Here is a 26036-nt window from a genome sequence, read left to right as displayed (position 1 = left end):
TTGAACAGTGAAAGATGTTAGTATAGTATTGTTCAAAAAATGAACTAAGGAAATAAAAAAACAAATATTTAGGTTGGATAAGAAGAGATATTGAAAATAGTATGTTAAAGATAATGTTTTAGATATAGAGAGGGGTGCTATGAATTAATGAGAAAAGTAAAAACAGCTGTAATTTTAGCGGCTGGAATGGGATCAAGATTACAAGATATAACTAATGACATGTTACCAAAGGGGCTTATGAAGATAAATGGCAAAAGCTTAGTACAAAGATCTATTGAAAAATTAAGAAGTTTAGGCATAGAAAAAATTTATATAGTCACAGGTCATTTAAATGAATTTTATGATGAATTGGCAAAAGAAAATAATTATATAGAAACAAGGAAAAATAGAAAATATAAGGCTACAGGAAGTATGACTTCTCTGTCAATATTAGAAGATGAATTAAAGGAAGATTTCTTATTACTTGAAAGTGATCTTATATATGAAGTTTATGGATTAATTAAGGTTATTAATTATGAAAAAGATGATTGCATTTTATTAAGTGGAAAGACAGATTCTGGGGATGAATGTTATGTGGAAGTTAGAAATGATAATTTATACAAGATATCTAAAGATAAGCAAGAAATAGAGCAGGTGTATGGAGAATTAGTTGGAATTTCAAAAATATCACTAGAGTTATATAAAGAGATGCTAAAAGAATATAAAGATTTTAATAATAAAATAAATGATTATAAAAAAGAGGATAACTTTTTTAAAAGTGAAAATAAAAAAGCAAAGAAATATGATTATGAAAATGCAATATTTGACGCTGCACAAAAAAGAAAGGTTGGATATTTAAAAATTGAAAATCTAGTATGGGGAGAAATTGATGATAAAGACCATCTTGAAAGAATAAAAACAATTATACTTCCTAAGTTAGAGAAAAGTATGAAGGAGAGTGTTAATATATGAAAAAAGTTTATGTTGCTATGAGTGCTGATATAATTCACCAAGGACATTTGAATGTAATAAATGAAGCAAGAAATCTTGGAGATGTAATAATAGGCTTACATACTGATGATGTTATAAGAGGCTATTGGAGAAATCCTATAATGAGGTATGAAGAAAGAAAAGAAGTAGTTAGTAATATTAAGGGCATTGTATCTGTAGTACCTCAAGATAGTTTAGATCAAGTTCCAAATCTTATGGAACTTAAACCGGATTATGTTGTTCATGGAGACGATTGGTTGGAGGGCTCTCAAAAAGAACTTAGGGAAAAAGTTATAGATGCAATAAAAGAATGGGGAGGAGAACTTGTTGAAGTGCCATATACTCATGGAGTTTCTATTTCGAAATTAGATGAGGAATTAATGCAAATAGGTATAACGCCTCAAATGAGAATGAAAAGTCTTAAGAAATTAATTTATTCAAAAAAACCAGTTAGGATACTTGAAGCACATAATGGATTAACTGGGCTTATTGTTGAAAAAACTAAAGTTGAAAAAGATGGGAAAATAAAAGAATTTGATGGTATGTGGATAAGTTCCTTATGTGATTCAACTGCTAAAGGTAAGCCAGATATAGAATTAGTAGATTTAACATCAAGATTAAATACTATTAATGATATTTTAGAAGTTACTAGAAAACCTATAATTGTTGATGGAGATACAGGCGGGCAAATTGAACATTTTGTTTATACAGTTAAAACATTAGAAAGATTAGGCGTTTCAGCAATTATCATTGAAGATAAGACTGGACTTAAGAAAAATTCATTATTCGGTACTGATGTTACTCAAACTCAAGATACTATAGAACATTTTAGTGACAAGATAAGAGCAGGTAGAGAAGCTAGAGTAACAAGTGACTTTATGATAATTTCAAGAATTGAAAGTTTAATTGCAGGTGCAGGCATGGAAGATGCAATAAATAGAGCAAAGGCTTATATCGAAGCTGGCACGGATGGAATTATGATTCATAGCAAAGAAAAAGATGGAAAAGAGGTAGCTGAATTCTGCAGAAGATATAATGAATTTGAAAATAGAGTTCCATTAATAGTAGTTCCAACTTCATATAATTTCATGAAAGAAGATGAATTAGTAGATCTGGGAATTAATGTGATTATTTATGCAAATCATTTATTAAGAAGTGCATATCCAGCAATGGTAAATACTGCAAAGAGCATCTTAGAAAATGAAAGATCAAAAGAAGCTTCAGTTAATTGCATGCCTATAAAAGAAATTCTCACTCTAATTCCAGGTGGAATGTAGAAATATTGTGCAAACTTGAAATTAAGGAGTTAAATTAAATGGTTGAAGTTAAAGAGTTTTATAATGAACTATTAAATAATGATATAAGTTTTTTTACAGGAGTCCCAGATTCTTTATTAAAATCTTTTTGTGCTTATATTAAGGATAATGTAAGTAGTGAAAAGAATATAGTTTCAGCTAATGAAGGAAATGCCATAGGATTAGCTTCAGGATATTATTTAGGAACAAGAAAAATTGCGCTTGTATACATGCAAAATTCAGGAGTTGGGAATGCGATGAATCCACTTACTTCTCTTGCTGATAAATTAGTCTATAGTATACCAATGCTTTTAGTAATTGGATGGAGAGGTGAGCCAAATCAGAAAGATGAGCCTCAACATAAGAAGCAAGGATTAATAACTACTGAAACATTAGAAATGTTAGGAATTAAATATGAAATTTTAGATGAAACCACAAGCAATGATGTAATGAGATCAAAGGTAAAAAAGGCATATAGTTATATGAAGGAAAACAATGAGCCATATGCATTGGTAATAAAAAAGAATACCTTTGATGAATATAAACTTAAGAATAATACTATTTTTGATTTTGAAATGGCTAGGGAAGATGCTATAGAAATTGTAGTATCTAAGATGAAAGAAAATTCAGCAATAGTATCAACAACAGGAATGGCATCTAGAGAACTTTTTGAATTAAGAGAAAAACATAAAGAAAATCATAATAAAGATTTTTTAACAGTAGGTTCTATGGGGCATGCCTCTCAAATTGCCTTGGGGATTGCTTTAAGCAATAAAGATAAAGATGTTTATTGCATTGACGGAGATGGGGCTTTATTAATGCATCTTGGGGGTTTAGCTATAATAGGAAATGCAGAACCTAGGAATTTTAGACATATATTAATAAATAACGGAGCACATGATTCAGTAGGAGGACAAGAAACAGTTGGATTTAAAATAGATATTTTAGCTATTGCAAAAGCTTGTGGCTATAAGGAATACTATTCATGCAGCTCGAAAGTAGAGTTATTAAATTTATCAGAAAAAATAACAAACATAGAAGGTCCTGTATTATTAGAAATTAAAGTAAAAAAAGGTGCACGAAAAGATTTAGGAAGACCTACTACAACACCAATTGAAAATAAGGAAATTTTTATGAAGTTTTTAGACAAGGCATATGAAAGAAAATAAACTATATAAGTTTCAATAATGATTTTATTAAATATGCCTTATAGGGAGGAGTCAAATTGGAGATTAAGAGAAATATATTATTAAATCCAGGGCCTGCAACAACTTCTGATACAGTAAAGTTTGCTCAAGTTGTACCAGATATTTGTCCGAGAGAAAAAGAATTTGGAGATGTTATGGAATTTGTATCAAAAGAGCTTACTAATTTTGTAGGCTCAAATGATAAGTATACTACTATATTGTTTGGAGGTTCAGGAACAGCATCAGTTGAAGCTATTTTGAGCTCAGTAGTAGACGATGGGACAATTATAATAATTAACAATGGTGCTTATGGTAAAAGAATGTGTGAGATAGCAGAAATATATAATTTGAATTATATAGAATTTAAAAGTTCACCCATAGAAGAAATAAAATTAAATGAATTAGAAGAGATTATAAAAACACATAATTCAAAGAGTATCAGATCTGATAAAACGCCTATCAGTCATATAGCAGTAATTCATCATGAAACTACAACAGGAATATTAAATGACATAAAATCCATAGGAAGTATTTGTGAAAAATATGAAATAGATATGATTGTTGATGCTATGAGTTCTTTTGCAGGAATTCCTATAGATATGGATGAAATGAATATAAAATATTTAGCTTCAAGTTCAAATAAGTGTATACAAGGGATGGCTGGGATAAGCTTTGTAATAGCCAATAAGGAATCTTTAGAAACAACTAAGAATATTAAACAAAGAAATCTATACCTTAATATATATAAACAATATTCATATTTTAAAGACAACTATCAAATGAGATTTACTCCACCAGTACAAGTTCTTTATGCTTTAAAACAAGCTATAATAGAAGCAAAAGAAGAAACAATAGAAAATAGATATGAAAGATATAAAGAATGTTGTAAAATTCTTTGGAATGGCTTAGACAAATTAAATTTAAAAAAATTAGTCAATGAAAAAGTATCATCTATGCTTTTAACTTCAATTATTGAACCCAAAATTGAAGGTTATTGTTTTGATGATTTGCATGATTACTTATATAATAAAGGATTTACAATTTATCCAGGTAAAGTATCTTCTGAAAATACATTTAGAATAGCAAACATAGGGAAAATATATCCAGAGAACATGAACAAATTCATAGAAATATTAGAAGAATATTTTGCAACTATTGTATAATACCTGTAATTCAAGCATATTCAAAAAAATAACAAGTCCAATATACATCGCATATTGGGCTTGTTATTTTATATGTATTTATTAATTTTCATAGTTAAAAAATCTCGCGAAAGTTAAAGTTAGTAATAGGAATATAACTGATGTTAATGCTATAGTACCTCCTGGGGCACTGTTTATGTAATAAGAGAGTACTAGTCCTATCATAACATCTAAAAATCCAAATAGGATTGCGAAAATTAGGGTTTCAGTGAATCCTTTTCTTAGTTGCATGGCTGTTGCTACAGGGACAACTATTATTGAAGAAACAACAAGGATACCCATTACTCTGATGGAAAGAGAAATTGTAGCACCAACAAGTAATGTAAAAATATAGTTTACTAATTTAACATTAATACCTGCTGTTTTCGCACTAGTTTCATCAAAAGTCACATAAATTAACTTATTATAGAGCAATAAAAGAGTTATAAGACAAATTCCACCTACGATAGTAATTAGCCAGATATCAGATTTTGTTACAGTTAAAATACTCCCAAAGAGAAATGAATCAACTTTAGCTGAAACCTTACCACTACTTATTAGAGTAATCGCGATACCTAAACTTAAGGTCAAAACAATGGACATTACAAGCTCAGCATATTTCTTATAATAAGTTCTTAAAGCCTCTATAACAAGAGCACAAACACTAGTGAATAAGAAAGCAGTTAAAAGGGGATTAGTTCCTATAACAAGACCAATTGCAACTCCAGCAAAAGATGAATGCGACAAGGTATCACCAATCATTGAATAACGCCTAAGCACAATAAAAAGTCCTATAAATGGGCAAAGTATAGAAACAATAGAACCTACAATAAATGCATTTTGCATAAAACCTAATTCAAACATATATAATTACCTTCCTAATATCTATATTATTTTAGAAATTGAATCTTCAGCATCTAAATGTTTTATAAAATCTTCTTTTGTAAATAATTTTGGATTACCATTTTCTATTTGTAAAATATGTGTTGAATATTTTAATGCAATCTTAGTATTGTGTTCAACAGAAATTATAGTTTTCCCTAAATCTTTATTCAAAGTTTGGAGTAATGGATAAATTTCATTTTGACTTTTTTCATCTATTCCAGTTGATGGTTCATCTAATATTATTAAATCTGGATTTCCAAGCAATGCTCTTGCAATAAAAATTCTTTGCTGTTGCCCACCAGATAAATTTCCAATTAAATTGTTACTAAATTCACACATATTAACTTTGTGTAAAGATTCTAGAACGCTTTTTGAATTTTTTATACCAATAGTCTTTGCATGACAATATAATGCTTCTTTAACTGTGATTGGAAATTCCGAATTGAAATTATCTAATTTTTGTGAAACATAAGAAATTTTATTTGAATCTAAAGTAATTCTCCCAGAATCTGGCTTTAAAATGCCTAATATAAGCTTTATTAATGTACTTTTACAGCTTCCGTTTTCACCAAGAATAGATAAATAAATTCCATTAGGAATATTGAGATTAACATTTTTCAACAATTGAGATCCTTTTGTATATGAAAATGATAGATTTTTTATAGCAATCAAATAACCAACTCCTTAAAACATTATTATATTATACACTTAAATGCAAATTATTTGCAATAGTGCATAAGTCATATTGAAAAAATAATAAGTCAGAAGATTAGTATACTTTGTTTAATACTAACTTGAATTGCTCATTTAATATAAAAATCATTGAGTGAATATTTTTTCCAAGTACCAGCTTTTATTGTTGTCTTTTTTAAAGCTTCCTTTAATAGAAATATTTTTATGAGGTTGATTTTTTGAAAGTCCAGTAGCTTCAACAACAGCAGTTTCACCATCATAATAAATTAAAGACATTTTTTGAACTCTAAGAAGTTTATTTTCTGATGAAAAGCCTGTAGTGAAATTATACTCAACAGCAAATTCAAGATCCTTGGAATTATTATATACATATAAATTATATGTTATGAAAAAAGAAGTAGTGGTTATAAGTGCTATAGAAATAATTAATGATAAGATAGCTCTTCTTTTAGGTCTTATTTTAATATTTCTTTCAAACCTACGTCTTTTTTTATAAACAAAAGATTCTTCTTGAAGTGGCAGATTATTCATAATAATGAATACCTCCTTTAATATATATTGTAATTAATAATGTACAGTTAACAATGAACAATTAAGTAACAAATGGGATAAACAAGAAATATAAAGTATTTATAGATAAAGAATTACTATATGAAAATACTACCATATTTTTACATGTAATAAAATTAAAACTCAATGACAATGTAAGGTAAGAAATATAACAATACGAGTAAATTCTAATAATTAAAAGTGCATATTTTATTTTTATGGTTATAAAATGTCTTTTTTGATATAATTTTAAATAAGGCATTTGTGCAGTTATTTTATTTGAATTGCCTAAGAAAAACTAATAGGATGGTGAATTTATGGATTTTTCAAGTTTAGTATTAATAGAAAAAGATAAAGAAACAGGATTTATAAAAAAAGAATTAGGAAGTTTTGAAGTAAATGAAGGAGCTTTGTTTGTAAAAAAGCTTTATGTATTAGATGAAATTGTGTATATGTACTTTGACACAAATAAAAATGTGGAAGAATGGGAATACTCAGCAATATATGATTTATTTAATATTGAAGTATTTACAGAAAGAGGTTATGAGATAGAAGAAGATTTAGATGAATATAATCCTGCATATATAATAAAATTTAAGTATGAGAATGATTATGATTTAATGAAGAAAAAGATACAAGAAGTTGTATCAATAATAGACAACGAAATGAATTTAGTATTTGAATCTATTAAAGGAAAAGAATCTGAGTATACAGAGTAATTGTAGATACCTAACTCCTAAGTTATACTTATACATTAAATTATAATTTAGAAGTATTAGTTGCCAATGTTCAATTATAAATTATTGACTATTGCACATTGGATATTAATAATTCAATAAGAAAGGTGTGTTAAGATGAGTGAGTTAAAAAAAAGAGAAGAAATTGAAGAGAAGTTCAAGTGGAAGATAGATAAGGTATACAAAAATATAGAAGACTGGGAAAAAGATTTTGAAGCTGTAAAGAATGAAGCAATTAAATTAAAAGACTACTCTGGAAAGTTAATAAATGGGGAAAAGATTTTAGAATATTTAAAATTAAATGAAGAAATATCTAGAAAAGCAGAAACTTTATATATTTATGCACATTTAAAATCTGATGAAGATACTTCAAATCCTACTTATCAAGGTTTAATGAGCAAAGTTGATATATATATGGCTGAATTTGCAAGTTATACAGCTTTCTTTGTACCAGAAATTTTAAGTTTAGAAGATAAATTTATTGAAAGTGAAATAAACAGATTAGATGAATTAAAGACATTTGAATTTTTAATTAAAGATATATTAAAAGAAAAGCCACATATATTATCAAAAGAAATGGAAGAACTCTTAGCAGCAGCTTCGGATTGTTTAGACGCACCTTCAGCAATACACAACATTTTAACTAATGCAGATATGACATTTGGGCAAATAGAAAATGAAGAAGGAATTAAAGTAGAATTAACAGAAGGAAATTATTCTTCATTTATAAAAAGTAAAAATAGAAATGTAAGAAAAGCAGCATTTGAAAGATTATTTGGAGAGTACGATAAGTTGAAAAATACTTTAGCTACTTCATTAACTTGTTCAATCAAAACCTTTAATTTTAGTAGTAAGGTAAGGAACTATACTAGTGCACTAGAAGCTTCACTAAATCCTAATAACATTTCTTTAGAAGTTTATAAAAATGCAATAAAGGTTATAAATGATAATTTAGATTCTATTCATAGATATGTTAAAATTAAGAAAAAACTACTAGGATTAAATGAAATCCATATGTATGATTTATATGTCCCTGTGATCGAAATACCAAAAGAAAAAAATGAATTTAATAATGGTGTAGATATAGTATTAGATGCATTAAAACCATTAGGAACAGAATATTTAGACATATTCAAGAGTGGAATAAAAGATGGATGGATAGATATATACGAAAACAAAGGTAAAAAAGGTGGAGCGTATTCATGGGGTGGATATGATACTATGCCTTATGTCCTATTAAATTACAACAATGAACTAGGAGATGTATCAACATTAGCTCATGAAATGGGACATTCAATTCATTCATATTATTCAAGAAAAGAGCAACCATATTATTATGCAGGCTATACTTTATTTTGTGCAGAAGTTGCATCAACAACAAATGAATCGTTACTTATTCATTATCTAATTGAAAAAGAAATAGATGAAAAGAAAAAACTTTATTTGATAAATCAAGAATTAGAACAAATAAGAACAACAGTATTTAGGCAATTAATGTTTGCAGAATTTGAACTATATACTCATGAAACTTTAGAAAAAGGAATGCCTTTAACAGCAGAAGATTATAATCAGGCATGGCATGATTTAAATGTTAAATATTTTGGAAGTGAAATAATAATAGATAAAGAAGTAGATGTAGAATGGTCAAGAATTCCTCATTTTTATTCTGATTTCTATGTTTATCAATATGCTACAGGATATGCAGCTGCATCAGCTTTTTCAAAGTCAATTTTAGAAGGAAAAGAAAATGCAGTAGAAAAATATAAAGGTTTCTTAAAATCAGGAGGTAGTGATTATCCAATAAACATTTTGAAAAATGCAGGAGTAGATATGACTACAAATATACCTATAGAAGCTACTATAAAAAGATTTAATGAACTTTTAGATATGATAGATAAATAAATTTTATATAATGTATAATTTATGCCATTTATGGGTGCCCCTTGTGGGCAATTAGGGAATAAAGTTACAGAGAAAATTTGAGGGCTCAAATATGAAATTTGGGCTCTCACTTTTCTGAGGAATCAAAAAAATATATTTTTAGAAATGTTACCATAACTTTCGATTTAAGCGTCTTCCTTAATTGTGCATTGCCCACAGAATATCTAAAGAGCATGAACTGTGAATTGTTCATTGAATTTATATAGGAATAGGTAAAGAATATGAAGAAATTTAAAGAAAATTTTTATGAAACTTTAATAAATAGAGAAAGCTTTTATATGAAACAATATTATAGTAATTTTCATAAGAAAGACAAATTTTTTGGTATTAAGGAACTAAAAGATAGTATATATTGTGTTTTAATAAGCGATGAGAAAAATGAAGAAATAGATTATTCAGAAGCTATTGCGTATATAAAAACACTAGAAAAGACATTTTCTTTAAATATGATAATTTTATGTAATAAGGAATATATACATACAGATTATTCATCTATGGCACATAAACTCATTATAAATAAGGAAAACTATAATATTATTTCATGTGATGAATTTTGTATGCCATTAAAACAAATATTTAAAACTGTTCTACAAGAAAATGAAGAAAAAAGTATTCATAAAAAAGATAATTTTTTAAAAAATAAAATACTTACATTAGTTATAATATTAATAAATATAATAATATTCATAATTACTCAAGTTGTAATTTATAATATTACTAATTATGTACGTGCATCTTCAACTGTATCAGAAGAAATACTAAATGTGATAAATAATTCAGTGTTAATAAGTTTTGGAGCTAAGTATAATACATTAATTGAACAAGGGGAGGTTTGGAGGCTATTAACTAGTGCCTTTTTACATTCTAATTTAGTTCATATAGCATGTAATATGTATTCTTTATATATAATAGGACCTCAAATTCAGCAAATCTATGGCACTAAAAAATATCTAATAATATATATTATCTCATGTATAACATCAAGTTCATTAAGTTATTTTATGAGTCCTAATAGCATATCAGTAGGTGCATCAGGTGGTATATTTGGTCTTATGGGAGCATTGTTAGCATTTGCAATTATAGAGAAACATAAAATACAAAAAAAGTATTTATCAAGTTTAATGCAAATAATAGTAATAAATTTATTTATAGGTTTAAGTATTAAAAATATTGATAACTTTGGGCATATTGGAGGCCTTATTGGTGGTATATTCGTAGGATATATTATTTATAGAAAATTAAATAAAAGAATATAGGAATAAAATAATTATATTAGATTTAATTAATGAGATTAAAGAAGTGAAAATAGGTAGAATTAAATATTATTTAATATCTGTTTCTACTACAAAATATGAGGGCGGATGTATTAATATTTGGGGAATATTAATTTTATCTTAATAAATATAGGGTTGATTTTTTCTTTGTATTGAAATATTATTAAATAGGTATAGTATGTAAATAATTATCATTAAATATTAGGAGTGAATGTATTGGGAAATTATATTTTAACCATAACAGCTTTCTTTCAAATTTTTGTTTTTGTAATAACATGTTATTATTTAGTTTTAGGATTAATAGGTCTTTTTAGAAAACAAGAAAAGAAAAATTATACGCCTAAAAATAAGTTCGCATTATTAATTGCAGCACATAATGAAGAAGTAGTTATTAGTAGTCTTATAGAAAGTATGTTAAAACTAGATTATCCTAAAGACATGTATGATGTTTTCGTTATTGCAGATAATTGTACAGATGATACAGCTAAAATAGCTAAAGGTTATGGCGTAAATGTTTGTGAAAGATTTTCAGAGGATAAAAAAGGTAAAGGTTATGCATTAGAATGGATGTTTGCAAAGTTATTTAAGAGTGAAAATAAATATGATGCTATTGCTATATTTGATGCAGATAATCTTGTACATAAGGATTTCCTAAAAGAAATTAATTCTAAATTACAGGATGGATACAAAGTTGTACAGGGATATATAGATAGCAAAAATCCAGAGGATTCATGGATTGCTGCAGCATATTCTATAGCTTTTTGGACTCAAAATAGAATGTTCCAATTAGCTAGAGCAAATGTAGGCTTTTCTAACCAAATTGGTGGTACAGGATTTGTTGTAGAAACTAATGCATTAAAAAAATTAGGTTGGGGTGCTACTTGCTTAACAGAAGACTTAGAGTTCACTTGTAAACTTGTCTTAAACGGAGAAAAAGTAGGCTGGGCTCATGATGCTATTATATATGATGAAAAGCCATTAAAGCTTAAGCAATCATGGAATCAAAGGAAAAGATGGATGCAAGGATTTACAGATGTTGCTTCAAGGTATTTCTTTAAATTAGTCAAGAAAGCAATTGTAGATAGAAAATTTTATGTTTTTGACTGTGCATTATATGTATTGCAACCTTTTGTAACATTACTAGTGGGTATTTCAGCTGTGTTAACATTAATGCAGGTAAATACTGAAAGTGGGTTAAATATATTTATTATAAACCAACTCTTTAGTGATGTAGGCTTTAAAGTATTTGCAATCGCTCAATTTTTAATTACACCATTGATACTAGCAATTGATAAGAAAGTTACAAAATCCTTTTTAGTTATGATGGCATTATATTCAAGTAATGTTTTTGTAGTTCCTTATTTAGCTTCTATTGTAGGCGATTGGAGGATTGGGAGTTTAATAGGAATCGGTTATAACTTATTATTCTTAATATTAACAGGAATATTCTTAGGAAAGAAAGACTTAATATTATTCTTTAGATTCTGGTTATATGGATTATATACATTAACATGGATACCAATTACAATTCAAGGTATTTTAAATAAGAATAATAAAGAATGGAGCCATACAAAACATGTTAGAAAGATAGAAATATGTGATGTATAGGACTTTGAAAATTTCTATTTTGTTTTTTTAGAGTGTATTATTTTTATAGTACACTCTTTTTTGATGATATAGAATGTAGGTATAAGGTACTTATTTAAGTTTTTTTGACATTAAAGCAGAAAGGAAGTATATTTTTATAGAGTAGATGAATTACAAGCAAATAAGAACTGGTGTTCAAAATGGAGGAATTTTATGGAATTTAAAAAGACTAATGCTTATGATGTCACGGATTTAACATCACTTGAAAAATTAGAACCAGTGAGAGTAAGACCAGGAATGTATATAGGTTCTACAGGAAGCAAGGGGCTACATCATTGTATATGGGAAATAATTGATAACTCCATAGATGAAATAGCTAATGGATATGGAAATAAGGTAACTATAGCTCTAAATGAAGATAAAAGTGTAACAATAATAGATAATGGAAGAGGAATTCCTACGGGGATTCATCCGATTAAAAAGAAATCTGGAGTTGAAATGGTATTTACAGAACTACATACAGGAGGGAAGTTTGATAATAAAAATTATAAAACTTCTGGAGGTCTTCATGGAGTTGGAGCTGCGGTTGTAAATGCTCTATCAAAGTGGTTAGAAGTTGAAGTATATCAAAATGGTAATATATATAGACAAAGATTTGAATATGTTTTTGATAAAGAATTAAAAAGAGATATGCCAGGAACAGCAGTTGGAAGTTTAAAGATAATTGGAAAAACAGATAAGATCGGAACAAAAGTTACATTTAAACCAGATAAAGAAATTTTCTCAACAACTGATTTTAAATTTGACATAATAGATAGTAGATTGCAAGAATTGGCATTTCAAAATAAAGGTATAACTTTAGAATTAATAGATAAAAGAAAAGGGCAAGAAATTACTAAAGAATATTATTCAGAAAATGGTCTTTTAGATTTTATTAATTATTTAAATGAAAGTAAAACGCCGATTCATGAAGAACCTATAATTTTTGATGGTGAAAGAATAGTTGGAAATCTTCAAATGTATGGAGAAGTTTGCATGCAATTTACAGATTCAACTACTGAATATATTGCAAGTTATGTAAATAATATTCCTACAACAGAAGCAGGGACTCATGAAACAGGTTTTAAAACTGGAATGACAAGAGCTTTTAAAGAATGGTCAAAGAGGCTTGGGTTGATTAAGGAAAAGGATAAAGAATTCGAGGGAGATGACTTAAGAGAAGGTATGACAGCTATTGTAAGAATTAAAATTACAAATCCTGTCTTTGAAGGTCAAACTAAAACTAAGCTTGGTAATAATGAAGCATATACTATGATGAATGATTTAGTTTATACTAAATTTTCTGAATGGATTGAAGATAATAAAACTTTAGCAACAAGCCTAATAAATAATGCATTAGAAGCAGCAAAAAGAAGAGATAAGATTAAGAAAATAAATGAAGCAGAAAAAAAGAAAATAGGTAAAGGAACTGCACCACTTGCAGGTAAGGTTGCAGTATGTACATTGAAAGATAAAACCGTAAATGAATTTATAGTTGTGGAAGGAGATTCAGCTGGAGGCTCTGCAAAGCAAGCTAGAGATAGAAGATTCCAAACTATAATGCCATCTAAAGGTAAAATAATGAATACAGAAAAACAAAAGCTTGAAAATGTATTAGCTTCAGAAGAACTGAAAATATTTAATACAGCTGTTGGAACTGGAACTTTAGATAACTATAAAGAAGCAGATTTAAAATATGATAAGATAATAATAATGAGTGATGCTGATGTGGATGGATATCATATTAGAACACTTTGGATGACTTATATTTATAGATATATGAAACCATTAATTGCAAATGGTCATCTATATTTGGCACAACCTCCTTTATATAAGGTGTATAGAGAAACAAAAGGTAAAACTATGATGAAGTATGCTTATAGTAATGAAGAATTAGAAAAAACAAAGAAAGAAATAGGAAAAGGTGCATTAATTCAAAGATATAAAGGTCTTGGAGAAATGAATCCAGATCAATTGTGGGATACAACATTAAATCCAGAAAGCAGAACACTTCTTCAAGTGACTATAGATGATGCAGCAAAAGCTGAAAAGATGGTTTCACTACTGATGGGAGATATTGTAGAACCTAGAAAGAACTATATGTATAAGTACGGAGAATTTAATTAACAATACACAATTTCCGTGCATTGTACGTTGAAAAAGGAGAAAAGTATGGCAAAGAAAAATGATAATATTATACCTAAAGATAATAATATAATTGGCATTCCTTTAGAAGAAGCAATGCCTGAAAATTATTTACCATATGCAATAGAAGTTGCAAAAGACAGAGCACTTCCGGATGTCAGAGATGGGCTTAAGCCTGTACATAGAAGAATTTTATACGGTGCATATATGCTGAAGGCATTTCCAGACAGACCTTATTTTAAATCTGCTAGAATAGTTGGAGATATTTTAGGTAAGTTTCATCCTCATGGAGACTCATCTGTATATGAAGCTATGGTAATTTTGGCTCAAGAATTTTCAACTAGAGTGCCTCTCATAGAAGGCCACGGAAATTGGGGTTCAATAGATGGTGATGGGGCAGCGGCAATGAGGTATACAGAAGCTAGACTTTCACCTATTGCCATGGAAATGCTACGGGATATTGAAAAAGATACTGTAGATATGATTCCTAATTACTCAGATAGCGAAATGGAACCTAAAGTATTGCCAAGTAGATACCCAAATCTTTTGGTAAATGGAACTTTTGGTATAGCAGTTGGTCTTGCAACTAATATACCACCACATAATTTAGAGGAAGTAACGAATGGAGTATTGGCTTACATAGATAATAATGATATAACCACTTCAGAACTTATGGAATATATAAAAGGACCAGATTTACCTACAGGTGGAATTTTGATTGGAGAAAAATCAATTTTATCAGCTTATGAAACTGGAGAAGGAAAGGTTGCATATAGAGCTAAGACTTCAATTGAAAAATTGGAGAATGGAAGATTAGGAATAGTAATAACTGAATTTCCATATAGGAGAAATAAGGCTAAGCTTCTTCAATTAATATCTGAAATGACAGGCGATAAAAGACATGCAAAAGCATTAGAGTCAATAACAGATATTAGAGATGAATCTGATAGAAATGGAATAAGGGCTGTAATTGAATTAAAGAAAAACACTGAAAAAGATATTGCAGATAAAGTGCTAAAATATTTATTTAAAAAGACTGATTTGCAATGTAACATAAGCTTTAATATGGTTGCACTTGCAAATGGAAAGCCAGAGACTATGAGTTTAAAGGCTATAATAAAATATTATGTTGAACACCAAAAAGAAATCTTAACTAGAAGAACTCAAAAGGAACTGGATACGGCAAAAAAGAGATTTCACATAGTTGAAGGTTTGATTAAAGCGATAAATATTTTAGATGAAATTATAGCAACTATTAGAGGCTCAAAATCTAAAAAAGATGCTTCTGATAACTTAATAAGCAAGTTTGAATTTTCAGAAGCACAAGCGCAAGCAATATTAGAACTTATGTTATATAGACTAACAGGTCTTGAAATAGATATATTTGAAAAAGAATATGCACAGCTTGAAAGATTTATTAAAAAGCTTGAGAAGATCTTATCTAGTGAAAAAGAACTTTTTAAGGTAATTAAAACTGAGTTAAAAGAAATAAGTGATAAATATGGAAACAAGAGAAGAACTGCAGTTATAAAAGATGATAATGAAAGTAAAATTGATATTGAAGAACTGATTATAGTAGAGGAAGTCATGATTACACTATCAAAAGATGGCTTTATTAAGAGAATACCTCTTAAAAATTATAATAGATCAAGTTCTAATCCGGAGGACATTGAGTATAGAGAAGGCGATTCATTAAAATATTTAATAAACTCAAATACTAAGGATACTTTACTTATATTTACTAATAAAGGGTTTATGTATCAAACAAAGGGAATTAATATCCCGGAAATGAAGTGGAAGGAAAAAGGAGAGAGATTAGATCAAGTAATTAAAACTGTAAATCTCGATAACGAAAAGATAGTTGGAGCTATATCTTTAGATAATTTTAATCCAAGTAAAGCATTTAGATTTATAACTAAGCATGGAGGAATTAAGATAAGTTCATTAGAAAAATTCCAAACTGCATATGGTAGGCTCCAAGCTCTAAAGCTTAGGGATGAAGACGAACTAATCAATGTATCCATAAGAGAATTAGAAAAAGAAAGTACGTTCTTAAGAATTAAAAGTAAATTAGGTTTAGAATTTACTCTTGAGGTGCAAAATCTTGAGAATACTTCTAGAAATATATTACCTATACAATTATTCAATTTTGCACAAGAAGATGAAGTTATTGAAATAGAAGATACAGAGGGAATTGAATATTTTGAACTAAGTCTTGGGATTACAGATAAGAATAAGCTTAAAGCTTATGGAAGAATGAAAGAAGATTCTCTAAAGGTTAAAACTAATTCATTAAAACAATTATTGATGTTTAGTAATAAAGGATATGTGTATAAACTACCAGTATTTTTAATGAAGAATGTTATAAGTGAAGAGATGCCAGTAGAGTCATTCTTAGGAAAGTTAGAAAAGGGAGAAAAGATAATCAGTTTGGTTTCAATTGATTCCTATGATGAAGAGTTCGGAGTTTACACATTTACTAAAAAAGGTATGGTGAAGAAGACCTTATTAAAAGAATTTGAAGGCGATTTCTTTAAGCAAGCCTGTTATAAATTTAAATTTGAAGATGATAAAGTGGTTTCAGTAGAGGTGAACGAAACAAAACTTGGTTATTTGGTTATGATAACTAAAAAAGGAATGGGAATAAGATTCCCTGTTGAAAATGTTAATACAATGGGGAGAGTAGCTTCAGGTGTTACGGGAATGAGTTTAAGAGATGAAGATGAAGTTATCTTTGGAAAATATCATAGTAATTACATAAGCAATGAGGGAAATAGTATAAATTTATCTACAGATAAAGCTGAAGTAGTGTTAACTTCTAAATCTAAAGAAAAAGCAGTAATTAAAATAAATGACATTAAACTGCAAAATAGAGCGGGTAGAGGAACAAATATAATGATGATTACACTTGATGATGAAGTCAAAGATGTAATCTTAAATTAATTCGCTGAGGAAGTTCAAATAGCAAAATATAAAATCTTGACTCTCACTTATGGTGGCTGAGTTGTAAATGAGTTATAATGAATATATAGATAAAAAATGAAGAATGAGGGTATTCTAAGGATGATTTTAGAATATCCTCATTTGAATTGAGGAGGAGATTTTAATGAAAAATGTATGTGTATTGTTAGCAGATGGTTTTGAAGAAATAGAAGCATTAACAGTATCAGATGTAATGAGAAGAGCAAATGTAACTTGTGATTTAGTGTCAATTAAAGAAAAACAAGTTAAATCAAGTCATGGATTAGTAGTTCAGGCTGATAAGCTCTTGGGTGAAGATATGGAATATGATTTGGTAGTGATTCCAGGCGGTATTCCAGGAGCAACTAATTTAAGAGATGATGAAAGAGTAATAAAACTTATAAAAAAGCAAAATAAAGAAGGTAAATTAATAGGGGCGATTTGTGCGGGACCAATAGTACTTGGAAAGGCTGAAATTACAGAGGGTAAAAATATAACTTCTTATCCAGGATATGAAGATGAATTACCAAACTGTAAATATTTAGAAGAGGCTGTAGTGGTTGATGGGAATATAATAACGAGTAGGGGACCTGCAACAGCAATGGCATTTTCTTATAAATTATTAGAAAAGCTTGGATATGAGCATGCAGTTGAAGGGATTTCTTCTGGGATGTTATATAAGATGTTTATAGGCTAAGTTACAATGTACAATTGACAATGCACAATAATTGTCGATTGTACGTTGTTAATTGTAGTGTCTATGAGAGGAGAAATAATGGCAGAAAGATGGTTTATAAAAAACAAAAAAGCTGATTATAAGCAAATATCGAATAAATATGGAATTACAGAGCTTATGAGTAAACTTATAATAAATAGAGATATTACAAATGATGACATGATAAAAAGTTATATAACCCCAGACTTTGATAAACTTCACAATCCAAGAGAAATGAAAGATTTAGAAAAAGCTATAGAAATACTTAATGATAAAATTAAACTAAATAAGAAAATTCGAATTGTTGGAGATTACGATGTAGATGGTGTAATAAGTGTTTATATTTTATTTACAGCATTAAAAAAGTGCAATGCAAATGTAGATTATGAAATTCCAGATAGGATAAAAGATGGATATGGAATAAATATTAATATAATAAAGCAGGCTAAAGAAGATGGAATAGATACTATTTTAACTTGTGATAATGGAATATCAGCTATAGATCCAATAAAATATGCTAAAGAGTTGGGAATTACTGTGATAGTTACAGATCACCATGATATCCCATTTGTTGAAGATGAAAATAAAACTAGAAAATTTATAAGCTCAAGTGCAGATGCTATAATAAATCCAAAGCAAAAGGAATGTAATTATAAATTCAAGCAATTATGTGGAGCAGGAGTAGCATTTAAACTTGTAGAAGTGCTTTATGAAAAATTAAGTATAGATAAAAAGGAATGTTATAAATTTATAGAATTTCTTGCAATTGCAACAGTTTGTGATGTTGTAGATTTAATTGATGAAAATAGAATTTTTGTTAAAAAAGGATTGGAATTTATAAATAGTACTACTAATTTAGGTCTTCAAGAATTAATAAGAGAATGTGAAATGAATGAGAAAACTTTATCAGTATATCATTTGGGTTTTATCATAGGACCATGTATAAATGCATGCGGAAGATTAGATTCAGCTAAGAAGGGACTACAGCTGTTGCTTTCAAAAGAAGAAGAGGAAGCAACTAAGCTTGCAAAGGAATTAGTTAAGCTAAATGAAGAAAGAAAAGACATGACCATGAAGGGTGTGGAAACTGCTATAGAAATTGTAGAAGAGAATAATATGATAAATGATAAAGTATTTGTTATTTATATTTCTGATGTGCATGAAAGTTTAGCAGGAATAATATCGGGAAGAATAAGAGAAAAATATAATGTTCCAACTTTAATAATAACAAAAAGTGAAAATGGAGCAAAGGGCTCAGGGAGATCTATAGAAGAATATAATATGTTTGAGGAACTTGTTAAATGCAAAGACTTACTTGGAAATTTTGGTGGGCATCCTATGGCTGCAGGATTTTCTTTGAAGGAAGAGAATATAGATGAGTTCAGAAGAAGATTAAATGAAAATACAATATTGAAAGATGATGATTTACTAAGAAAAGTTACTATAGATTGTACCTTACCCCTCGATTCAATAAATTATGAATTAATTAATGAGTTAGAACGATTAGAGCCTTTTGGCAAAGCAAATTCTAAACCTTTGTTTGCTGAGAAAAATATTAATATATTAAAAGCTACAATATTAGGCAAGAATAAAAATGTATTGAAATTTAAGCTGAAAACCAAATTTAATAAAGCTTTGGATGCTATTTATTTTGGCGACATTTGTGAGTTTGAAGAAGTGATAAATGATAAATATGGAAAAAAAGAACTACAAAAACTTTATGATGGGGCGTATAATGATGTACAGTTGGATTTAGTATTTTATCCAAACGTTAATGAATATAATGGTAATACAAGTATTCAAATTGTAGTACAGAATTATAGAATAGCCAACAATTAACAATTAAGAAACAAACTCCTACGGAGTTTGAAAAAAATATATTAAAAAATCCTAAAAGGATTTTATCCATAACTGTACAGTTTTAACTTTTAACTGTTAACAGAAGAAAGGGTGATAGTGTTTGTATAAATACAAAATAATAATGACAGGGGGAGGAACTGCAGGGCATGTAACTCCTAATTTAGCATTAATACCTAAATTAAAACAAAAAGGTTTTGAAATAAAATATATTGGTAGTATTGATGGTGTTGAAAAAGAAATAATAACACAAAAAAAAATTCCTTTCTTTGGAATTTCATGCGGAAAGTTAAGAAGATATTTCGATGTGAAAAATTTCATGGATCCATTTAAAATAGTAAAGGGAGTTGCACAAGCAATAAAAATATTATCAAAAGAAAAGCCAGATGTTATTTTTTCAAAAGGAGGTTTTGTAGCAGTACCAGTTGTTATTGCAGCATTTATAAAAAAAATACCTGTAGTAGCGCATGAATCTGATATGACTCCAGGCCTTGCTAATAAATTATCAGCACCATTTTGTAATAAGTTATGCGTAACTTTTAGAGAAAGTTTAAAATTTATAGATGGGAATAAGGGGATACTTACAGGAAGTCCTATAAGAGAAGAAATATTTCATGGAGATAAGGCTAAAGGAAGAAAAATATGCGGATTTGCTGATAATAAAGAAGTATTGTTTATTATGGGTGGAAGTCTTGGATCAAGACTCATAAATGAAGAAATAAGAAAAAACTTAAACGCGCTTTTAAAAGAATTCAATATAATTCATATTTGTGGTAAAGGGAATGTAGATGAAAAGTTTATAAATAAAGCAGGATATAAGCAGTTTGAATATGTAAATGAAGAATTACCAGACTTTATGAAAACTGCCGATTATATAATTTCAAGAGCGGGAGCAAATTCTATATTTGAATTTTTAACATTAAAAAAGCCAACGTTATTAATACCTCTTTCTAAGAAGGCGAGTAGAGGAGATCAAATTTTAAATTCTAAGTCTTTTGAAAAAGAAGGTTATTCATTAATGTTAGAAGAAGAAGAACTTAAAGATGATATATTGTATAAGAAAATTTTAGAACTTAAAGGCAGAAAAACAGAACTTATTAATAATATGGAAAGAAGCCAAGCTAAAAATGGAGTAGAAGCAATAATAGATGTATTATTAGAGAACATAAAGAAATAGATTGCTGAAATATATAATTATCACTTAAAATATTACAAAATGCACAATCAAATCTTGCAAAAAAAAATATGTGAGCTATAATAAAAGGGTGAGTTTATTTTAGTGAAAAACAAGAGTTAATTATTTAACTAGAAGATGAGGTGCTATTTTAATGAAAAAAGTGTCAATCATTTATTGGAGCTGTGGGGGAAATATAGAAGCCCTTGCAAATGTGATGGCAGATGGTGCTAGAGAACAAGGTGCAGAAGTAATTGTAAAACATGTTACAGATGCAACGATAGAAGATGTTTTAGAAGCTGACTCTGTTGCTTTTGGAAGTCCTGCAGTGGATTCAACTAAAATAGAACAAGAAGAAATGAAACCATTTCTAAAACAATTAAAAGATTTAAATCAAGAAAATAAAAATAAAAATTGTATTTTATTTGCAACTTATGGATGGTTTGAAGATACTTTCATGAAAATATGGAAAGAAGAAATGGTATCCTATGGGTTTAATGTAATTGAAGATTTAGCAATTAAAGAATCACCAAATAAAAAGCAAGTAAATCTTATTAAGGAATTAGGAAAAGAATTAGCAAAATAATATAAGGTTTATAAATATTGCTTATGTGTGTAAAGATTGGAAATAAGATTTTAATTAGCTAAAATTAGTATGTTTATTGGTAGTCTTTAAGACTTACTTATAATATAAAAATTTAAGTTCTAAAAATAGAAAGAGGGGTCAACGCGATGAGAAAAATGAAAACTATGGATGGTAATACTGCAGCAGCTCATATATCTTATGCATTTACAGAAGTTTCTGCAATATTCCCAATTACACCATCATCACCAATGGCAGAACATGTAGATGAATGGGTAGCACAAGGAAGAAAGAACATATTCGGTCAACCTGTAAAAGTTATGGAAATGCAATCAGAAGCTGGAGCAGCTGGTGCTGTTCATGGATCTTTACAAGCTGGAGCATTAACAACAACTTATACTGCTTCACAAGGTTTATTATTAATGATACCAAATATGTATAAAATCGCTGGTGAAATGTTACCATGCGTATTCCACGTATCAGCTAGAGCATTAGCTACATCTTCTCTAAATATATTTGGGGATCACCAAGATGTTATGGCAGCAAGACAAACTGGTTTTGCAATGCTTGCAGAAGGATCAGTTCAAGAAGTAATGGATTTATCAGCAGTAGCACATTTAACTGCTATTAAATCAAGAATTCCGTTCTGTAACTTCTTTGATGGTTTCAGAACTTCTCATGAAATTCAAAAAATCGAAGTGCTTGAATATGATGAATTAGCTAAATTAGTAGATATGGATTCTATTAAAGCATTTAGAGAAAGAGCTTTAAACCCAAATCACCCTGTAACTAGAGGTACAGCTCAAAATGCAGATATCTACTTCCAAGAAAGAGAATCTGTAAATAAATTCTACAATGAATTACCAGAATTAGTTGAAAGCTACATGGCTGAAATTACTAAATTAACTGGTAGAGAATATCATTGCTTCGATTACTATGGAGCACCAGATGCTGATAGAGTAATCATAGCTATGGGTTCAGTAACAGACGTAGCTGAAGAAACTGTAGATTACTTAAATGCACATGGACAAAAAGTTGGTGTTGTTAAAGTAAGACTTTACAGACCATTCTCAGTAGAAAAATTAATAGCAGCTATTCCAAACACTGTTAAGAGAATTGCTGTTTTAGATAAGACTAAGGAACCAGGTGCAGATGGAGAACCATTATACTTAGATGTTAGAAATGCATTCTATGGAAAAGAAAATGCTCCATTAATAATAGGTGGAAGATTTGGTCTAGGATCAAAAGATCCAAATCCAGGACATATTGCTGCAGTTTATGCAAACTTAGTACAAGCTGAACCAAAGAACGGCTTTACAATTGGAATAGTTGATGATGTTACAAATACTTCATTAGAAGTAACAGAAGATATCGATGCTACTCCAGAAGGAACTACATCTTGTAAGTTCTGGGGATTAGGATCAGATGGTACTGTTGGAGCAAACAAGAGTGCAATCAAAATCATTGGAGATAATACAGACATGTATGCTCAAGCATATTTCTTCTATGATTCAAAGAAATCAGGAGGAATTACAGTATCTCACTTAAGATTTGGTAAGAAAGCAATTAAGTCACCATACTTAATAAACAAAGCAGACTTTGTTTCATGTTCTAACCAATCATACATCCACAAATACAATGTACTTGAAGGATTAAAACCAGGTTCTACTTTCTTATTAAATACTATCTGGTCTCCAGAAGATTTAGAAGAAAAATTACCAGCAGCATATAAGAGATTCTTAGCAAACAACAACATTAAGTTCTACATTTTAAATGCTGTAGGTATTGCTCAAGAAATCGGTCTTGGTGGAAGAATCAACATGATAATGCAATCAGCTTTCTTCAAGTTAGCTAACATTATCCCAGTTGAAGATGCTATTAAGCACTTAAAAGATTCAGTTGTATCTTCTTATGGTAAGAAGGGTGAAAAAGTTGTTAACATGAATAACGCTGCTATAGATAGAGGTGTTGAATCAATTGTTGCAATAAATATTCCAGAAGCTTGGAAGACAGTTGCAGATGATGAAGCAGTAGAAGTTAAGCATGCTACTAAGTTTGTTAAAGATATAGTTATTCCAATGAACAGACAAGAAGGAGATCAACTTCCAGTTTCAGCATTTGCAGGAATGGAAGATGGTACTTTTGAAAATGGTACTGCAGCATTCGAAAAAAGAGGAATTGCAGTAAATGTTCCTGAATGGGATTCAGAAAAATGTATTCAATGTAACCAATGTTCAATGGTATGTCCACATGCTGCTATAAGACCATTCTTATTAACTGATGCAGAAAACAATGCTGCACCAAGTGCAAATAAGGCTGTAGCTGCTAAGGGATTAAAAACAGAAGAACCATTATTATATACAATGGGTGTAACACCACTTGACTGTTCAGGTTGTGGAAATTGTGCTCAAATATGTCCAGCACCAGGAAAAGCATTAGTTATGAAACCACAAGAATCTCAACATGATCAAATTGAAGTTTGGGATTACTTAACTTATGAAGTTTCAGCTAAGAAGAATCCAATGAATAAGAAAACAGTTAAAGGTAGCCAATTTGAGCAACCATTACTTGAGTTCTCAGGAGCTTGTGCAGGTTGTGGAGAAACTCCATATGTTAAAGCTATAACTCAATTAGTTGGTGATAGAATGATGGTTGCTAATGCAACTGGATGTACATCAATTTGGGGTGGATCAGCACCTTCAACTCCATATACTAAGAATAAAGAAGGACACGGTCCAGCTTGGGCTAACTCATTATTCGAAGATAATGCTGAATATGGATTAGGTATGTTCTTAGGAGTTAAAGCTATAAGAGAAAGAATTGAAGGAGAAGCAAAAGCTGCTATAGCTGCAAATGATCCAGCAAAAGCTGAATTACAAGATTGGTTAGACAATGTTGATGAAGGCGAAGGAACTAGAGAAAGAGCTGATAAATTAGTTGCTGCTCTAGAAAAATCAGGAACTGAAGCTGCTAAATCAATTTTAGCTCAAAAAGATTACTTCGTTAAGAGATCTCAATGGATCTTTGGAGGAGATGGATGGGCTTACGACATCGGATACGGTGGAGTTGACCATGTATTAGCTTCAGGAGAAGACGTAAATATATTAGTAGTAGATACAGAAGTTTACTCAAACACTGGTGGTCAATCATCTAAATCTACTCCAACTGCTGCAATAGCTAAATTTGCTGCAAGTGGTAAGAAGACTAAGAAGAAAGATCTTGGAATGATGGCTATGAGCTATGGTTATGTATATGTAGCTCAAATTAACATGGGAGCTGATAAGAACCAAGTTATTAAAGCAATTGCAGAAGCAGAAGCATATAAAGGACCATCATTAATCATTGCTTATGCACCATGTATTAATCATGGACTAAGAATTGGTATGGGTAACAGCCAAGAAGAAGCTAAGAGAGCAACTGCTTGTGGATATTGGCAAATGTACAGATTCAACCCAGAGTTAAAAGAAGCTGGAAAGAATCCATTTATATTAGATTCAAAAGAACCAACAGCAGACTTCAAGGAATTCTTAATGGGAGAAGTTAGATACTCTTCACTTGCTAAGGCATTCCCAGAAGCAGCAGATGCTTTATTCGAAAAGACTAAAAAAGATGCTATGGAAAGATTAGAAGGATACAAGAAATTAGCTAATCAACAATAGTATTAATTATAAGTTAAAAAGGTTGAGGTAATTTATTTACCTCAACCTTTTTTATGTATGGGCGAGGAAGGTATAAGTTTTTAGAGAATTGTAAAAAATATTTTTATTTTAGGCTTTTAATTTTATTCAATTAAGGGTAAAATTAATTAAGATATCTGAACAGTTATTTTTTCAGGTAACTAGAACCAAAAAGGAGGTTAGAAGATGGAAAAAGATTTAGAAAAATGTGGATGTAATGATGGAGAAAACAAATGTGGATGTGGTGGACATCAACATGATGAAGATCATGGATGTAATTGTGACCATGACGATCATGAATGTGGATGTGGATGTAATGATGAAGAGGAAAACTTCGTTATAGATTTAGAAGATGAAAATGGGAATGTAGTTACATGTCCTATAATTGATGAATTTGAATTTGAAGAAAAATCATACTACTTAGCTCAAAATCCAGAAGAAGATTCAGTTTATCTTTTTAGACTTGATGAAGAGGAGCTTGTAGTTCCTGATGAAGAAGAATTTGATAGAGTATCAGCTTACTATCAAAATGAATTAGTAGGCGAAGAAGAATAAAATTAAGGACTTTAGTATTTATTGCTAAGGTC

Annotated in this window: 19 protein-coding genes; 16 read left to right on the top strand and 3 right to left on the bottom strand. The window is 29.3% G+C overall.

All coding sequences use genetic code 11. The features are described from left to right. Window positions 1-147: 147 nt before the first annotated feature. From LLF98_RS05975 to LLF98_RS05960, 4 genes are read left to right on the top strand one after another with little or no spacing between them, the layout of a single operon-like run. Entirely contained in the window at window positions 148-951 is an 804-nt protein-coding gene (locus LLF98_RS05975) for a phosphocholine cytidylyltransferase family protein (protein ID WP_291701840.1), read from the top strand. Next, window positions 948-2246, top strand: a complete 1299-nt coding sequence (aepX, locus tag LLF98_RS05970; protein ID WP_291701838.1) for a phosphoenolpyruvate mutase — start codon at window positions 948-950, stop codon at window positions 2244-2246. The genes LLF98_RS05975 and aepX overlap by 4 nt, the downstream gene beginning before the upstream one ends. Before the next feature lie 38 nt (window positions 2247-2284). Next, on the top strand, window positions 2285-3433 hold the full coding sequence (gene aepY, locus LLF98_RS05965) for a phosphonopyruvate decarboxylase (protein WP_291701835.1): 1149 nt from the start codon (window positions 2285-2287) through the stop codon (window positions 3431-3433). A 56-nt stretch (window positions 3434-3489) separates the two neighbouring features. Further along, window positions 3490-4614 carry a 2-aminoethylphosphonate aminotransferase gene (locus tag LLF98_RS05960; RefSeq protein ID WP_291701833.1) on the top strand — a complete coding sequence of 375 codons (1125 nt, stop codon included), beginning with the start codon at window positions 3490-3492 and terminating at the stop codon, window positions 4612-4614. Between the two features lie 81 nt (window positions 4615-4695). Here the strand turns inward: LLF98_RS05960 and LLF98_RS05955 are convergent, their stop codons facing one another. The 3 genes from LLF98_RS05955 to LLF98_RS05945 all read right to left on the bottom strand — a co-directional run bounded on the left by LLF98_RS05955 (window position 4696) and on the right by LLF98_RS05945 (window position 6741). Next, the gene (locus tag LLF98_RS05955) at window positions 4696-5496 is read right to left on the bottom strand and encodes a metal ABC transporter permease (RefSeq protein WP_291701832.1); all 801 of its coding nucleotides are present in this window, start codon (window positions 5494-5496) and stop codon (window positions 4696-4698) included. Window positions 5497-5517: 21 nt separating this feature from the next. Beyond that, complete coding sequence (locus LLF98_RS05950; RefSeq protein ID WP_291701830.1) at window positions 5518-6189, bottom strand: metal ABC transporter ATP-binding protein; 672 nt, start codon at window positions 6187-6189, stop codon at window positions 5518-5520. 147 nt (window positions 6190-6336) lie between these two features. Continuing rightward, on the bottom strand, window positions 6337-6741 hold the full coding sequence (locus LLF98_RS05945; RefSeq protein WP_291701828.1) for a hypothetical protein: 405 nt from the start codon (window positions 6739-6741) through the stop codon (window positions 6337-6339). A 335-nt stretch (window positions 6742-7076) separates the two neighbouring features. On the opposite strand from LLF98_RS05945, the gene LLF98_RS05940 reads away from it, so the two are divergent. The 12 genes from LLF98_RS05940 to LLF98_RS05885 all read left to right on the top strand — a co-directional run bounded on the left by LLF98_RS05940 (window position 7077) and on the right by LLF98_RS05885 (window position 26004). Then, window positions 7077-7478, top strand: coding sequence for a DUF6762 family protein (locus LLF98_RS05940; protein WP_291701826.1), 402 nt, complete (start codon window positions 7077-7079; stop codon window positions 7476-7478). 135 nt (window positions 7479-7613) lie between these two features. Continuing rightward, window positions 7614-9398 (top strand): oligoendopeptidase F, encoded by a 1785-nt coding sequence (pepF, locus tag LLF98_RS05935; protein WP_291701824.1) that lies wholly within the window; start codon window positions 7614-7616, stop codon window positions 9396-9398. 260 nt (window positions 9399-9658) lie between these two features. Beyond that, a complete protein-coding gene (locus LLF98_RS05930; RefSeq protein ID WP_291701822.1) occupies window positions 9659-10693 on the top strand; it encodes a rhomboid family intramembrane serine protease in 1035 nt (344 codons plus the stop codon). A gap of 234 nt (window positions 10694-10927) precedes the next feature. Continuing rightward, window positions 10928-12319 carry a glycosyltransferase family 2 protein gene (locus LLF98_RS05925; protein WP_291701820.1) on the top strand — a complete coding sequence of 464 codons (1392 nt, stop codon included), beginning with the start codon at window positions 10928-10930 and terminating at the stop codon, window positions 12317-12319. A gap of 192 nt (window positions 12320-12511) precedes the next feature. Then, window positions 12512-14464 (top strand): DNA topoisomerase IV subunit B, encoded by a 1953-nt coding sequence (locus tag LLF98_RS05920; RefSeq protein ID WP_291701818.1) that lies wholly within the window; start codon window positions 12512-12514, stop codon window positions 14462-14464. A 45-nt stretch (window positions 14465-14509) separates the two neighbouring features. Then, the gene (locus LLF98_RS05915) at window positions 14510-17425 is read left to right on the top strand and encodes a DNA topoisomerase IV subunit A (protein ID WP_291701816.1); all 2916 of its coding nucleotides are present in this window, start codon (window positions 14510-14512) and stop codon (window positions 17423-17425) included. 163 nt (window positions 17426-17588) lie between these two features. Continuing rightward, window positions 17589-18140: a DJ-1 family glyoxalase III gene (locus LLF98_RS05910; RefSeq protein WP_291701814.1), complete on the top strand. Its 552-nt coding sequence runs from the start codon at window positions 17589-17591 to the stop codon at window positions 18138-18140. A 78-nt stretch (window positions 18141-18218) separates the two neighbouring features. Continuing rightward, the gene (recJ, locus tag LLF98_RS05905) at window positions 18219-19997 is read left to right on the top strand and encodes a single-stranded-DNA-specific exonuclease RecJ (protein ID WP_291701813.1); all 1779 of its coding nucleotides are present in this window, start codon (window positions 18219-18221) and stop codon (window positions 19995-19997) included. A gap of 121 nt (window positions 19998-20118) precedes the next feature. Further along, window positions 20119-21192: an undecaprenyldiphospho-muramoylpentapeptide beta-N-acetylglucosaminyltransferase gene (locus LLF98_RS05900; protein WP_291701811.1), complete on the top strand. Its 1074-nt coding sequence runs from the start codon at window positions 20119-20121 to the stop codon at window positions 21190-21192. A gap of 151 nt (window positions 21193-21343) precedes the next feature. After that, the gene (locus LLF98_RS05895) at window positions 21344-21775 is read left to right on the top strand and encodes a flavodoxin domain-containing protein (protein ID WP_291701809.1); all 432 of its coding nucleotides are present in this window, start codon (window positions 21344-21346) and stop codon (window positions 21773-21775) included. A gap of 146 nt (window positions 21776-21921) precedes the next feature. Next, the gene (gene nifJ, locus LLF98_RS05890; RefSeq protein ID WP_291701806.1) at window positions 21922-25431 is read left to right on the top strand and encodes a pyruvate:ferredoxin (flavodoxin) oxidoreductase; all 3510 of its coding nucleotides are present in this window, start codon (window positions 21922-21924) and stop codon (window positions 25429-25431) included. Between the two features lie 204 nt (window positions 25432-25635). Continuing rightward, window positions 25636-26004: a DUF1292 domain-containing protein gene (locus tag LLF98_RS05885; RefSeq protein ID WP_291701804.1), complete on the top strand. Its 369-nt coding sequence runs from the start codon at window positions 25636-25638 to the stop codon at window positions 26002-26004. Window positions 26005-26036 lie beyond the last annotated feature (32 nt).

The organism is Clostridium sp., from assembly GCF_021372645.1.
Classification (GTDB): domain Bacteria; phylum Bacillota; class Clostridia; order Clostridiales; family Clostridiaceae; genus Clostridium.
The sequence above is the reverse complement of the archived record's forward strand: the minus strand, read 5'-3'. Positions and strand labels throughout refer to the sequence as shown.

Excerpts from the sequence above, each read along its gene's own strand:
- pepF (WP_291701824.1), top strand. The coding sequence starts at position 7,614 with ATGAGTGAGTTAAAAAAAAGAGAAGAAATTGAAGAGAAGTTCAAGTGG.
- LLF98_RS05895 (WP_291701809.1), top strand. The coding sequence starts at position 21,344 with ATGAAAAAAGTGTCAATCATTTATTGGAGCTGTGGGGGAAATATAGAA.
- LLF98_RS05910 (WP_291701814.1), top strand. The coding sequence starts at position 17,589 with ATGAAAAATGTATGTGTATTGTTAGCAGATGGTTTTGAAGAAATAGAA.
- nifJ (WP_291701806.1), top strand. The coding sequence starts at position 21,922 with ATGAGAAAAATGAAAACTATGGATGGTAATACTGCAGCAGCTCATATA.
- LLF98_RS05915 (WP_291701816.1), top strand. The coding sequence starts at position 14,510 with ATGGCAAAGAAAAATGATAATATTATACCTAAAGATAATAATATAATT.
- LLF98_RS05940 (WP_291701826.1), top strand. The coding sequence starts at position 7,077 with ATGGATTTTTCAAGTTTAGTATTAATAGAAAAAGATAAAGAAACAGGA.
- recJ (WP_291701813.1), top strand. The coding sequence starts at position 18,219 with ATGGCAGAAAGATGGTTTATAAAAAACAAAAAAGCTGATTATAAGCAA.
- LLF98_RS05920 (WP_291701818.1), top strand. The coding sequence starts at position 12,512 with ATGGAATTTAAAAAGACTAATGCTTATGATGTCACGGATTTAACATCA.
- aepY (WP_291701835.1), top strand. The coding sequence starts at position 2,285 with ATGGTTGAAGTTAAAGAGTTTTATAATGAACTATTAAATAATGATATA.
- LLF98_RS05975 (WP_291701840.1), top strand. The coding sequence starts at position 148 with ATGAGAAAAGTAAAAACAGCTGTAATTTTAGCGGCTGGAATGGGATCA.
- aepX (WP_291701838.1), top strand. The coding sequence starts at position 948 with ATGAAAAAAGTTTATGTTGCTATGAGTGCTGATATAATTCACCAAGGA.
- LLF98_RS05945 (WP_291701828.1), bottom strand. The coding sequence starts at position 6,741 with ATGAATAATCTGCCACTTCAAGAAGAATCTTTTGTTTATAAAAAAAGA.
- LLF98_RS05955 (WP_291701832.1), bottom strand. The coding sequence starts at position 5,496 with ATGTTTGAATTAGGTTTTATGCAAAATGCATTTATTGTAGGTTCTATT.
- LLF98_RS05885 (WP_291701804.1), top strand. The coding sequence starts at position 25,636 with ATGGAAAAAGATTTAGAAAAATGTGGATGTAATGATGGAGAAAACAAA.
- LLF98_RS05930 (WP_291701822.1), top strand. The coding sequence starts at position 9,659 with ATGAAGAAATTTAAAGAAAATTTTTATGAAACTTTAATAAATAGAGAA.